A 12,571-nucleotide genomic window follows, 5' to 3' on the forward strand; every position below is an offset into this window, starting at 1 on the left:
ATGGATCTGCCGGGGGCGTTTCCGGCTTCGCCGGCCACGACACTCCGATCCGACCGTGCCTGTACGGCCTGTCACGTCTTGCATACTCCAAGTAATACGTGGAGGGTGCGGGTGACGCAGGACGGGCAGACGGCCGAGGGTGCGCGCGGGTGGGGGCGGCGTGACCTGCTGCGCCGCGGCGTGCTGGTCGCCGGCGGTGTGGCGGTCGGCGCGGGGGCCTCCGAACTGTGGTGGAGCACCCACCGGGGGGCACCACTTGCCGCCGGCCCCGCCAGCGCCACCGCCGGCAACCGGCACCAGGACGTCGGCGCCGGCAGGTTGGAGGTGGTCTGGTCGGGGCCGACCCAGGAGCGACTGGTGGCCCTCACCTTCGACGACGGCCCCGCACCACAATGGACGCCGATGGTGCTCGACACCCTCGACCAACACCGGGTTCCGGCCACCTTCTTCCTGGTCGGGGCGCAGGTCCGGCGGCATGCCGACGTCATCCGGGACCGGCTCGCCGGGCACGAGGTGGGGAACCACAGCTGGGATCACCGGGACCTGGCCGCACTGGACACCACCGAGGCGTACGACGATCTGCGCCGCAGCCACGACGCCATCGCCGACGTGACAGGCACGCCACCCCGCCTGCTCCGCCCTCCGTACGGCCACCTGGGCGGGGCGGTGCTGCACGCGGCCGCCCGGCTGGACTACCGGCTGGTGCTCTGGACGCTGCAGATGGTGGAGCGTGAGTTCCCCCACGATCCCGCCGGCCACGCCCGACGCATCGTGGACGATGTCCGACCGGGAACGATCGTGCTCGGTCACGATGTCGGCGCATCGCGGCGGCTGGTCGCGCTGCGTGGCCTCGCCGACATGATCAACGGGCTGCGGGCGCGTGGCTACACCTTCGTCACCGTCTCTGCCCTGCTGGGAGCAGGCGTGCCGCCCACCCCGACCGGGTAGGGTGCCGCTCCGTGGCGTCCACCCTCTCGGTTCTGACCGGCAATCGGAGCTTCCGCAATCTCTTCCTCGCCGAGTTGGTGGTCTTCGGCGCCGACTGGTTCGTCATGGTGCCGCTGCTGGTCCTGCTGCCGCACCTGACCGGCAGCGGAGTCTGGGGCGCACTGGTGTTGGCGGTGGACACCGGCATCGTGGCGCTCCTGCTGCCCTACACCGGCACGATCGCCGACCGCTTCGACCGGCGGAAGATCATGATCGCGGCGAATGTGGCCGCGCTCGCGGGCGTACTGCTGCTGCTCGGCGTCCGGGGCGCCGGCACCGCCTGGTTGGCGCTCGTCGCGATCGGTGTGGTGGCGGTCGCCAAGGCGTTCTACTCGCCGGCCGCCCAGGCCGCGCTGCCCAACGTGCTGGAGCCGCACGAGTTGGCCGCCGGTAACGCCGTGGCCGGGTCCGCCTGGGGCACCATGACAGTCGTCGGCGCTTCACTCGGCGGGGTGCTCAGCACTGTCGCCGGCCCGTACGCCTGCTTCTGGGTGGCGGCGGTGGGCCTGGCAATGGCCGCGGGCCTCGCCACCCGGATCCGCCGGCCCCTCCAGGCGCCCCGGGACGCCAACCGGCCGGTCCAGCGGACCTGGGCGGCGGTCCGCGAGGCGCTCGGCTACATCGGGCACCGGCCTCGGGTCCTCGCGCTGGTCACCGTGAAGTCGGCCGTCGGCCTGGGCAACGGCGTCCTGACCGTGTTCCCGTTGCTGGCCGGCGTGTACGGCGTGGGCCCGCTCGGCGCCGGTCTGCTCTTCGCCGTACGCGGAGCAGGGGCCTTGGTGGGCCCGATCCTGATGCGTCGGGTGCTGACCAAGCGAGCCTGGCTGCTGCCCGGGCTCGCGCTGTCCATGTCGTTCTACGGCCTGTCCTACCTGGGCGCGTCCGTGGTCCGATGGTTCCCGTTGGTGCTGCTGCTGGTCTTCGTGGCGCACTTCGCGGGCGGCAGCAACTGGGTGATCTCCAACTTCGCCCTCCAGGGTGAGGTCCCGGACCACCTGCGTGGGCGCGTCTTCGCCACCGACATGATGCTCGCGACGCTGGCGATCTCGGTGAGCCAACTGGCGGTGGCCATGGTGGTCGACGTGGTCGACGAGCGGGTCGTGCTCGCCGGCTGCGGGCTGATCACCGTCGTCTACGCCGTCGGCTGGCGGATCGCCACGCGTCGACTCTCGCTCACCGACCCGGCCACCGAACCGGTTCCGGGCGCCGCCGGCTGAACCCGGCACGCCCCGGCTACGGGGCTGCTCTGCCGGGCGCCGAACGAGGTGTGCGGCAGCGGCGGCGGGTTCCCAGGCTGCGGACGCGCGACCGGATCGTCGGTGCCGGGCCCTAGCATGAGCGCGTGCCGACGAACTTCACCGCCGGGCCGGTCCGTGTCCGTGTCCCCGCGACCAGCGCCAACCTGGGCCCGGGCTTCGACGCGTTGGGTCTCGCCCTCGGGCTCTACGACGACCTGGCCGCCGAGGTCACGTCGGGTGGGGTGCGGGTGACGGTGACCGGACAGGGCGCCGGTGAGCTGCCCGACGACGACCGGCACCTGGTGGTGCGGGCCATGCGCGCGGGCTTCGACGCGCTCGGCGTCCAGCCCGAGGGGTTGAGCGTGGAGTGCGTCAACCGGATCCCCCAGGCGCGCGGGCTCGGCTCCTCGTCCGCCGCGATCGTCGCCGGGGTGTTGCTGGCCCGCGCGCTCGTCACCGACGGGGACCACCGGCTGGACGAGGCCGGCGTCCTCCGGCTGGCAGCCGAGATCGAGGGCCACCCCGACAACGTCGCACCCTGCCTGCTCGGGGGCTTCACAGTGGCCTGGTCCGAGTCGACAGGCGCCCGGGCGGTGTCCCTGCCGGTCGCCGACGGGGTGCGGCCGGTCGTCTTCGTGCCGGCGGAACGCGGATTGACCGCCACCGCGCGGGCCGCGCTGCCGGTCTCCGTCCCGCACGGCGACGCCGCGTTGACCGCCGGGCGGGCCGCGTTGCTGGTGCACGCGCTCACCACCGACCCGACCCTGCTGCTGCCGGCCACCGTCGACCGGCTCCACCAGGATTACCGCGCAGCTGGAATGCCTGCCACGTCTTCCCTGGTCAGCGCGTTGCGAGCGGCAGGCGTGGCGGCTGTGGTCAGTGGGGCCGGCCCGACTGTGCTGGCGCTCAGCGAGCCTCCGCCGAGCGTTCAGCCGGGAACAGACTGGGAGATCTGGCAGTTACCGATAGACGTCAGCGGCGCTCGGGTTGCTCGGGGTAGACTGGGACACGCCGAGCGGGACCCTGTTGCCGCAGGTCGGAAGAGTTGATTACGCTCTAGACCTAGCACAGCCGCGAAGCACGCGATCTCCTGCGGGGCGGCGCACCCCCGAAGCTCTCGGCGGTCAGCCCGTCAACCCCTGCCAAGGCCCACGCCGCGCCGCAGTTTCCACAGGTCGCCGCAGACGGCGAGACCTGCTCACCGACGTTGGTGAGTCGGGATACCACCGGCTGCTGTGTCACAGACTCCCGCGACGCGTCCTTGCGAGGCGGGTGCACCGAGGCCGCCCGGCCACCTGAGTTCCGACTCCGGGCAGTCCCGGCCTTATCGAGGGAAGGAATCCATTGAGCGACACCACCGACGTGACGTCGGATGTTTCCAACGTCGCTGGCGATGCCACCGCAGCCGCTCCCGCCCGTCGTCGGCGTAGCGGCACCGGTCTGTCGGCGATGCTGCTGCCAGAGCTGCAGAGCCTGGCCGCGTCGCTCGGCATCTCCGGCACGGCTCGCATGCGCAAGGGCGAGCTGATCGCCGCGATCTCCGAGCGGCAGGGCGGCAACGCCGCCGGGACCCCTCGACCGCGGGCCGAGGTCGCGGCCGCGGCCGCTCCCACCCGTGAGGGTGTCCGTGCCGAGGTGCGGGAGTCCGCCGACCGGCCGGCAGCCGAAGGGCGTGGCGCCGAGCAGGCGTCGGCCGAGCCGGCAGCCGAAACCGAGGGCCGTGGTCGCACCCGGCGGACCCGGTCCGCAGCGGCCGAGTCGCGTGCGGCTGAGTCGCGTGCGGCTGAGTCGCGTCCGGCCGAGTCGCGTGCGGCGGAGTCGCGTACCGACGAGGCGGAAGCCACCGAGCGGACCGACCGCGGCGAGACCCGCCGCGAGCGTCCCGAGCGTGCGGATCGTGCCGAGCGTGCGGATCGTGCCGAGCGTGCGGATCGTGCCGAGCGGGGCGAGCGCGCCGACCGTGGTGAGCGCGCCGACCGTGGTGAGCGTGCCGACCGTGGTGAGCGCGCGGACCGTGGTGAGCGGGCCGAGCGTAACGAGCGGGGCGAGCGTGCCGACCGTGGTGAGCGGGCCGACCGCAACGACCGTGGTGAGCGTGCCGAGCGGGGCGACCGCAACGACCGTTCGGACCGTAACGACCGTTCGGACCGGGGCGACCGCAACGACCGCGGCCAGCGTGCCGAGCGGGACAGCGACGACGACGACGGCGAGGGCGGTGGCCGGCGCGGCCGGCGCAGCCGCTTCCGGGACCGTCGCCGGGGACGCGGCGACCGCGCCGAGACCGGTGCTGACACCGGTGGGCGTGAGCCGCAGGTCAACGAGGACGACGTGCTCGTCCCGGTGGCTGGCATCATCGACGTGCTCGACAACTACGCCTTCGTGCGGACGACCGGTTACCTGGCCGGCCCGAACGACGTGTACGTCTCGATGTCCCAGATCAAGAAGTACGGTCTGCGTCGCGGTGACGCGATCACCGGTGCGGTGCGGGCCGCCCGCGAGGGCGGCAACAGCGGCGACCAGCGGCGGGACAAGTACAACCCGCTGATGCGGCTGGACACGATCAACGGGATGGAGCCGGATGAGGCCCGGCGCCGGCCGGAGTTCTACAAGCTCACTCCGCTCTACCCGCAGGAGCGCCTGCGCCTGGAGACCGAGCCGCACATCCTGACCACCCGGGTCATCGACCTGGTCATGCCGATCGGCAAGGGCCAGCGGGCACTCATCCAGTCGCCGCCGAAGGCGGGTAAGACGATGGTGCTGCAGGCGATCGCCAACGCGATCACCCGCAACAACCCGGAGTGCCACCTGATGGTCGTGCTGGTTGACGAGCGGCCCGAAGAGGTCACCGACATGCAGCGGTCGATCAAGGGCGAGGTCATCGCGGCCACGTTCGACCGTCCGCCGCAGGACCACACCACGGTGGCCGAGTTGGCCATCGAGCGGGCCAAGCGCCTGGTCGAGCTCGGGCACGACGTGGTCGTGCTGCTCGACTCGGTGACCCGGCTCGGTCGGTCGTACAACCTGGCGGCTCCGGCCAGTGGCCGGATCATGTCGGGTGGTATCGACTCCACCGCGCTCTACCCGCCGAAGCGCTTCCTCGGTGCGGCCCGCAACATCGAGAACGGCGGGTCGTTGACCATCATCGCCACGGCACTGGTGGAGACCGGGTCCATGGCGGACACGGTCATCTTCGAGGAGTTCAAGGGCACCGGTAACGCGGAGCTGAAGCTGGACCGGAAGATCGCCGACAAGCGGACCTTCCCGGCCATCGACATCAACCCGTCCGGTACGCGTAAGGAAGAAGTCCTGCTCGCACCCGAAGAGCTGGCCATCATCCACAAGCTTCGGAAGGTGCTGCACTCGCTGGACTCGCAGGCCGCCATGGACCTGCTGCTGGACCGGCTCAAGCAGTCCCGCACCAACATCGAGTTCCTGATGCAGATCGCGAAGTCGACGCCGGGGGAGTAGTCATCCCCGCGTGACCGACGACGAAAGGGCACGGCCGTCATGGCCGTGCCCTTTCGTCATGTGCCGTCCGCGTGTCGATCGGCCGTCGAGGAGCCTGACCCCACCAGGCCTCCCGCGCATCCTTTGCTCTGCTTATGCGGAGGCACCAGTGTGGACCGTGAGGGTGGTGCGTCCGCATAAGCAGAGCAAAGGCGGGTGGCGGGGTGGGTCGGCCTCGTCGGCCTCGTCGGCCTCGTCGGCCTCGTCGGCCTCGTCGGCCTCGTCGGCCTCGTCGGCCTCGTCGGCCTCGGCGGCCTCGTCGGCCTCGGCGGCCTCGACCTCGGCGGGGGCGGCCGCGGCGAGTCCGTGCCGTCTCAGAAGTCGCCGTCGGCGACCTGGAATACGGTGAGGCCGAGGGCCCGCCACATCTGGACCACCTGGACGCGATCGTCGAAGACGCCGGCCACCCGGTAGCGGTCCCGGATCTCCCGGTCGTAGATCTCCCGCTTGACGATCGAGTCCTTACGGGTGTCACCGACTGCCCGCATGTGCAGGCCGAGGTGGGGGACTCGGACGTGCCGGGCCAGCCACGCCTCGGTGGCCGCACGGGCGGAGTCGTCCCTCCCCGAACAGAAAACCACCCCGTAGCCGGCGGCGTGCATCGCCCGGACCGCAGCGATCACCGCCGTGTTCGGCTCGTCCTCGCCGACCCGGGTCATGTCGTACGGGCTGCGGGACACGGCCAGCGCGACGGTGCCGTCGATGTCCACCAGGACGATCTCCGCTGGTTCGGTCGACGGCGGATGGACCACTGCGGGGCGTCCGGTGCGGGCCTGTGGCACCGGCAACGGCAGCGTCCGCCCCTCCAGGTAGCGCTCGTGCAGCCGGCGAATCGCCTCCGCGCCGACCTGGTCGGCTGCCGGCCGAGCGGCGTCCCGCCGCAGGCACTCGGCCAGCGGCACGTCGGTGAAGTCGTGCACCTCGAAGTCCGCGCCGTAGCGGGCGGCCAGATCGGCCCAGCCCCGCAGCGTCCGCGCGCGCAGGTTGGTGTCGTCCACGCAGACGTCCGCCCGGGCCCGCAGCAGCGCCTCGACCTGAGCCCGCTGTACGACTGTCACCTGGGCCTCGGCCCACTGGGTGAAGAGCCGCTCCCCGTGCAGCATCCGGCGCAGGTCGTCGCGGTTGACCCGGAGAACTGACGGCTGGAGGGTACGGGCGAACGTCGTCTTGCCCGATGCGGGCAGTCCTCGGGTGGCGATCAGGCGGGTCATCGGCGCACCTCCGGCTCGGCGGGCGTACCCCGGTAGGGGTACCCAGCGGCGGTCCGCCGGCTGGGCGAATGCCCCGTCGGGCGGCGGGAATGCGGATGGGGAGGCACGTGTTGACGATGCCGGACGAGGTGTGCGGCCCGATTACCGGGTCGGCTCAGGCCCATGGCACACTGGTCAATCGGCCACCGGTTCCGGTTCACGCCCGAGCCCGTCGCGTACGGCGCGACGAGCGATGACGGCGACCCGGCGACCACCAACGAGAGGACCGAGGCGAGATGAAGGCAAACATCCACCCGGAGTACACGACCACCGAGGTCAGCTGCTCCTGTGGCAACACGTTCACGACCCGTAGCACCGCCAAGGGCGGGGCGATCCACGTCGAGACCTGCAGCGCCTGCCACCCGTTCTACACCGGTAAGCAGCGCGTTCTCGACACCGCCGGCCGGGTCGCGAAGTTCCAGCAGAAGTACGCCAAGGTTCAGGCCAAGAAGGCCAAGTAGCTCCTCGTTCGGCGCCCGTGTCCGGTTTTCCGCCGGACACGGGCGCCGTCCGTGTTTCACCCAGTTTCCGCCCGGCCGCCGGCCAGTCCGGCCCGCCGCGCGCCTTCGAAGGAGCATCCGCAGCATGAGCAGCGAGCGTCTGGCCGGCCTCCTCGACGAGTACGCGGAGCTGGAGAAGCGGCTGGCCGATCCGGCCATCCACGCCGACCAGGCCACCGCCCGCAGGGTCGGCCGCCGGTACGCCGAGTTGGTGCCGCTGCACAAGGCTGCCGCTGAGCTGGAACAGGCTCGCGCCGACCTCGTGGCGGCTCGCGAGCTGGCCGCCGAGGACGCCTCCTTCGCGGGTGAGGCGGAGTCCATCGCCGCGTCCCTGCCGGTGCTGGAGGAACGCCTCGCCGAGCTGCTCATTCCCCGCGACCCGCACGACGCCAAGGACGTCATCGTCGAGATCAAGGCGGGCGAGGGCGGTGAGGAGTCGGCGCTGTTCGCCGGTGACCTGCTCCGGATGTACACCCGGTACGCCGAGCGGCACGGCTGGGTCACCGAGGTGATCGACGCACAGGACTCGGACCTCGGCGGGGTCAAGGACGTCTCCCTGGCGATCAAGACCAAGGGTGTGCCGGACGGCGGCAACGGCGTGTGGTCGCGACTCAAGTGGGAGGGCGGCGTGCACCGGGTGCAGCGCGTCCCGGTGACCGAGTCGCAGGGCCGCATCCACACCAGTGCCGCCGGGGTGCTGGTGCTGCCCGAGGCCGAGGACGTCGACGTCACTATCGACCAGAACGACCTGCGCATAGACGTGTTCCGTTCGTCCGGACCGGGCGGCCAGTCGGTCAACACCACCGACTCGGCGGTGCGGATCACCCACCTGCCGACCGGCATCGTCGTCTCCTGCCAGAACGAGAAGTCCCAGTTGCAGAACCGGGAGCAGGCGATGCGGATCCTGCGGGCCCGACTGCTCGCCAACGCCCAGGAGCAGGCCGACGCCGCCGCCTCGGACGCCCGCAAGGCGCAGGTGCGGACGGTGGACCGCTCGGAGCGGATCCGCACCTACAACTTCCCGCAGAACCGGATCACCGACCACCGGATCGGCTACACGGCGTACAACCTGGACCTGGCGCTCGCCGGCGAACTGGACGGGGTGCTGGACGCCCTCACCGAGGCCGACCGCGCCGCCCGGCTCGCCGGCGACACCGAGCTGACCCGCCGCTGACCGCGGCCGAGCTGACCCGCCGCTGACCGCGACCGAGCTGACCCGCGGACCGCGCGGGTGATCAGCTCGCGCGGGGGCGGGACTTGGCGCGGAGCATCTCCCGGTCGGCCAGCTCGAAGGCGACGCTGAGCGCGTCGCGTAACCCGCTGCCGCCGGAGACCTCCGCGAAGCCGATGCTCACCCCGACCGGCGTCCCCGGCACCAGCGACTCCCAGTCCTCCAGGCGGACCGCGGCCTCGATCCGGCGGGCCACCTCGGCGGCCTCGGCCATGTTGGTGTCCGGCAGCACGACCACGAACTCGTCACCGCCGTAGCGGGCGACGAAGTCGCCCCGGCGCATCACCCTGTTGATGACGCCGGCGATGCGTTGGAGCACCAGATCGCCGGAGTGGTGCCCGTGCCGGGTGTTGACCGCCTTGAAGCCGTCCAGGTCGCAGACGCCGATGACCACCCGCTCGCCCCGGGTGACCACGGCGGTGATGTACCGCTCCAGCCGACGTCGGTTGGGCAGCCCGGTCAGCGGGTCGGTCAGTGCCTCGCCCTCGAAGCGGGCCGCCTCGCGGCGCATCTCCTCGTGGTCGATCCGAGCGGCGATGCCGTCGATGTAGACGTCCCGCAGCCGGTCGTTGCGCTGGGCGGCGAGCCGGAACGCCAGGCGGTCGGCCCGGTGCGCCGCCAGGTGGTCGCCGGCACGGGTCAGCGCGATGCTGCGCAGCCGGGCCGGCTCGGCTGCCCCGAGCGTCTCGTTGGACACCTGGACGGTGTCCAACCGGGTGACGGCCTCGATCGGCCGCCCGTCGGCCACCGCGAGGCACACCTGGCCGAGTTGGCGCATGTCGCGCGCGCGGGCGCTGTCCCCACCGTGGCTGATCAACCGGGCCGGCTGGGCGTCCCCGCTGGTCTCCACGTGGTCGCCGAGCGCCGCCTGCCGGGCCGCCGCGTAGCCGTACGCGGCGAGGCTGCTGGGGCGGAGCTGTCCGGCCCGCCCGGTGCGGACGAATCGGGCCAGGTCGGACGCCACGTCCCGGAGCACCCGCAGGCAGCCGTCGCTGTCGCCGTTGTGGTCCAGTGCCACCGCGTTGCGCAACCGGATGCCCGGCGCGGCGAACGTCTCCTCCGGGATTCCAGCGGTCACCCCGAGCTGCCGGGCCCGCTCGATGGCGCCCAGGGCGTACCCGTGGAAGCTGAGGTAGCTGTAGGCCATCGCCAGGTCGTGCCAGCCCCACGCGGTGTCCCGGTCCGGGTCCTCCACGGCGCCGAGGGCGCGGGCGGCCCTGACGAGGTGCATGACGCAGCGGTCGAGGGCGCCCTGGTGGTGGGCGGCGAGAGCGGCCAGCGCGTTGAGATGCCCGTGCAGGTACGGCTCGGCGAGGTCGCGGACCGCCGAGGACGCCTCCTCGATCGCGCGGGTGAACTCCGCGGTCCGACCGAGATTGATCAGCGCGGAGAGGCGCTGCACCATGGCGTCCGCTCGGGCCGCCGGGTCGGAGGTGGTGCGGATCACACGCTCCAGGAGGACGTACGCCTCCGCGGAACGGCTGGCCTCCTGCAATGCCCGGGCGCGCGTGAGCGCATCAACCTGGTCATCGACCCGGTCGAGCCAGCCCACCCGCCAACCTCCTGCCGTGCGCCCTTGGCGCACCCGTTCGTCACGTCGCCCGCGACGCTTCATGATTATGTCGTGAGTACTTTGCCGCAACACCCCCCCGAAGGGACAGGTCCCATCCGGCCGTCCGCCGCGGTGGCCCGGGCGGCCCGGGTGCTCGCCGCCGCCGGGATCGGCTCGGCGCGGGCGGAGGCGGAGTTGCTGGCCGCGTACGTGCTCGGGGTGCCCCGGGGTCGGCTGGCGCTCGCCGACGATCTCGATGTCGACCAGGTGGCGCGGCTGGACGAGTTGACGCGCCGTCGGGCCGGGCGGGAGCCGTTGCAGCATCTGACCGGCCGGGCGGGCTTCCGGCATCTCGAACTGTCGGTCGGTCCGGGTGTCTTCGTGCCCCGGCCAGAGACCGAGCTGCTCGCCGGATGGGGCGTCGAGCAGGCGCGAGGGCGGCCCGACCCGGTGGTGGTCGACCTGTGCAGCGGCTCGGGAGCGATCGCGCTGGCGGTGGCCCAGGAGCTGCCGCAGGCGCGGGTGATCGCTGTGGAGCGGTCCCCGGGGGCGTTGGCCTGGTTGCGGCGCAACGCGGCGGAGCGGGCGGGGGCGGGGGACCGGCCGATCGAGGTGGTCGAGGCCGACGTGACCGCTCCGGATCTGTTGGCGGACCTGGTGGGCCGGGTGGACGTGCTGCTCTGCAACCCGCCGTACGTGCCGGACGCCGTGGTGGTTCCGCCGGAGGTGGCCGGACACGACCCGGCGGAGGCGGTTTTCGGTGGCGCGGACGGTCTGGCGGTGATCCGGCCGGTCGTCACGCGGGCGGCGACGCTGCTGCGCCCCGGTGGCGCGTTCGGTGTCGAACACGACGACACGCACGGTTCGGCGGTGCCCGGGCTGCTCGCCGAGGACGGCGGTTTCAGTGACGTCACGGAGCACCGGGACCTCGCCGGGCGCCCCCGCTTCGCCACCGCGTCCCGACGGGCGGACGGCCAGGACGCCCCGATCGGGGCGGCGTGGCAGACTGACTCCTCGTGATGCTCTACGACTGCCGGTCGCCCGCCGACCGGGACCGCGGCATCGCTGCGGCGATCGAGGCGGTCAAGAACGGCGAGCTGGTCGTCCTCCCGACCGACACCGTGTACGGGATCGGCGCGGACGCGTTCACCCCGTATGCGGTCAAGGCGCTGCTCGATGCCAAGGGCCGGGGTCGGCAGATGCCGCCGCCGGTGTTGATCGGCTCGCGGCACACCCTGGACGGGTTGGTCTTCTCGCTGCCCACTGCCGCTCGTGATCTCGTCGAGGCGTTCTGGCCGGGTGCTCTGACGATCGTGATCGAGCACTCGCCGAGCCTGCAGTGGGACCTGGGCGACAAGACGGGCACTGTGGCGGTGCGGATGCCGCTGCACCCGGTGGCGCTGGAGGTGCTGCGCGAGACCGGTCCGATGGCGGTGTCGTCGGCCAACAAGACCGGGCAGCCCGCCGCGGTGACCGCCGAGGAGGCGCGTGACCAGCTCAGCTACTCGGTGCGGGCCTACCTGGAGGCGGGGCCCTGCCCGGACCCGGTGCCCAGCACGATCGTGGACCTGACCGGTGAGGTGCCGCAGTTGCTGCGGGCGGGGGCGATCCCGTTGGAGAAGCTGCGGGACGTCGTGCCGGATCTCGTCGACGGTCGGGGGGTCTGAGTGCCCCCGTTCACGGTTCTGCACGTCTGCATGGGCAACATCTGCCGCTCGCCGATGGCGGAGCGGTTGCTCGCTCTGGCGGTGCGGGAGCGTCTGACGCGGCGTGCGGAGGACCCGGCCCAGGCCGAGGAGATGGTGCATAGCCACAGCGCGGGGACTGGTGGTTGGCACGCGGGCGAGGAGATGAACCCGCCGGCGGCACGACAGGTGACCGGCCGTGGTGGTGACGTCGAGGGGTTCGCGGCCCGCAAGTTGCGCTCGGACCACATCGATGCCGCCGACCTGGTCCTGACCGCGACCGCCGACCAGCAGGAGTACGTGGTGGCGCTGCGTCCGGACGCGGCGGCCCGTACGTTCGTGCTGGGTGAGTTCGGCCGGCTGTTGGCCGCCGTGGACGTCACCGCACTGCCGTCTGCCGAGTCGACCCCGGAGGCGGTGTACGCCCGGGGTGTGGCGTTGGTGGCTGCGGCTCACGACGCCCGGTTGGGGGCGTCGGCGCTGCCCACCGACGATCTGGACGACCCGTGGGGTCGCGGCGACCAGTGCTTCAGCCGGGTCGCCGACGAGATCGAGGAGACGGTGCACCCGCTGGCCGGCGCGCTGCTGCCCTGAGCGCGGTGCGAGTTTCCTCCGGGTTTG

Annotated in this window: 11 protein-coding genes; 9 read left to right on the forward strand and 2 right to left on the reverse strand. The window is 72.3% G+C overall.

Annotation, left to right across the window (positions count from 1 at the left end; all coding sequences use genetic code 11):
• Positions 1–111 precede the first annotated feature (111 nt).
• From O3438_RS27735 to rho, 4 genes are all read left to right on the forward strand, one after another.
• Positions 112–948 (forward strand): polysaccharide deacetylase family protein, encoded by an 837-nt coding sequence (locus tag O3438_RS27735; RefSeq protein WP_269682564.1) that lies wholly within the window; start codon positions 112–114, stop codon positions 946–948.
• An 11-nt stretch (positions 949–959) separates the two neighbouring features.
• Positions 960–2,204: an MFS transporter gene (locus tag O3438_RS27740; protein WP_269682565.1), complete on the forward strand. Its 1,245-nt coding sequence runs from the start codon at positions 960–962 to the stop codon at positions 2,202–2,204.
• 125 nt (positions 2,205–2,329) lie between these two features.
• The gene (gene thrB / locus O3438_RS27745; protein WP_269682566.1) at positions 2,330–3,274 is read left to right on the forward strand and encodes a homoserine kinase; all 945 of its coding nucleotides are present in this window, start codon (positions 2,330–2,332) and stop codon (positions 3,272–3,274) included.
• Between the two features lie 295 nt (positions 3,275–3,569).
• Positions 3,570–5,693 carry a transcription termination factor Rho gene (gene rho / locus O3438_RS27750; protein ID WP_269682567.1) on the forward strand — a complete coding sequence of 708 codons (2,124 nt, stop codon included), beginning with the start codon at positions 3,570–3,572 and terminating at the stop codon, positions 5,691–5,693.
• A gap of 353 nt (positions 5,694–6,046) precedes the next feature.
• Here the strand turns inward: rho and O3438_RS27755 are convergent, their stop codons facing one another.
• Positions 6,047–6,943, reverse strand: a complete 897-nt coding sequence (locus tag O3438_RS27755; protein ID WP_269682568.1) for a phosphatase domain-containing protein — start codon at positions 6,941–6,943, stop codon at positions 6,047–6,049.
• A 275-nt stretch (positions 6,944–7,218) separates the two neighbouring features.
• Here O3438_RS27755 and rpmE point away from each other — a divergent pair, with 275 nt between their 5' ends.
• Both rpmE and prfA read left to right on the forward strand, forming a co-directional pair.
• Complete coding sequence (gene rpmE, locus O3438_RS27760; protein ID WP_088987870.1) at positions 7,219–7,443, forward strand: 50S ribosomal protein L31; 225 nt, start codon at positions 7,219–7,221, stop codon at positions 7,441–7,443.
• A gap of 124 nt (positions 7,444–7,567) precedes the next feature.
• Entirely contained in the window at positions 7,568–8,656 is a 1,089-nt protein-coding gene (gene prfA, locus O3438_RS27765) for a peptide chain release factor 1 (protein WP_145779200.1), read from the forward strand.
• 61 nt (positions 8,657–8,717) lie between these two features.
• Here prfA and O3438_RS27770 read toward each other — a convergent pair whose 3' ends face one another.
• Positions 8,718–10,265, reverse strand: a complete 1,548-nt coding sequence (locus O3438_RS27770) for a GGDEF domain-containing protein (protein ID WP_269682569.1) — start codon at positions 10,263–10,265, stop codon at positions 8,718–8,720.
• Between the two features lie 72 nt (positions 10,266–10,337).
• On the opposite strand from O3438_RS27770, the gene prmC reads away from it, so the two are divergent.
• The 3 genes from prmC to O3438_RS27785 are packed head-to-tail and all read left to right on the forward strand — an operon-like array spanning position 10,338 to position 12,544.
• Positions 10,338–11,285 carry a peptide chain release factor N(5)-glutamine methyltransferase gene (gene prmC, locus O3438_RS27775; RefSeq protein ID WP_269682570.1) on the forward strand — a complete coding sequence of 316 codons (948 nt, stop codon included), beginning with the start codon at positions 10,338–10,340 and terminating at the stop codon, positions 11,283–11,285.
• Positions 11,285–11,932, forward strand: coding sequence for an L-threonylcarbamoyladenylate synthase (locus O3438_RS27780; RefSeq protein ID WP_088987874.1), 648 nt, complete (start codon positions 11,285–11,287; stop codon positions 11,930–11,932). Before prmC ends, O3438_RS27780 begins: the two co-directional genes overlap by 1 nt.
• The gene (locus O3438_RS27785; protein ID WP_269682571.1) at positions 11,933–12,544 is read left to right on the forward strand and encodes an arsenate reductase/protein-tyrosine-phosphatase family protein; all 612 of its coding nucleotides are present in this window, start codon (positions 11,933–11,935) and stop codon (positions 12,542–12,544) included.
• Positions 12,545–12,571: the final 27 nt, after the last annotated feature.

It is taken from the genome of Micromonospora sp. WMMC250 (genome assembly GCF_027460215.1).
Classification (GTDB): Bacteria; Actinomycetota; Actinomycetes; order Mycobacteriales; family Micromonosporaceae; genus Micromonospora; species Micromonospora taraxaci.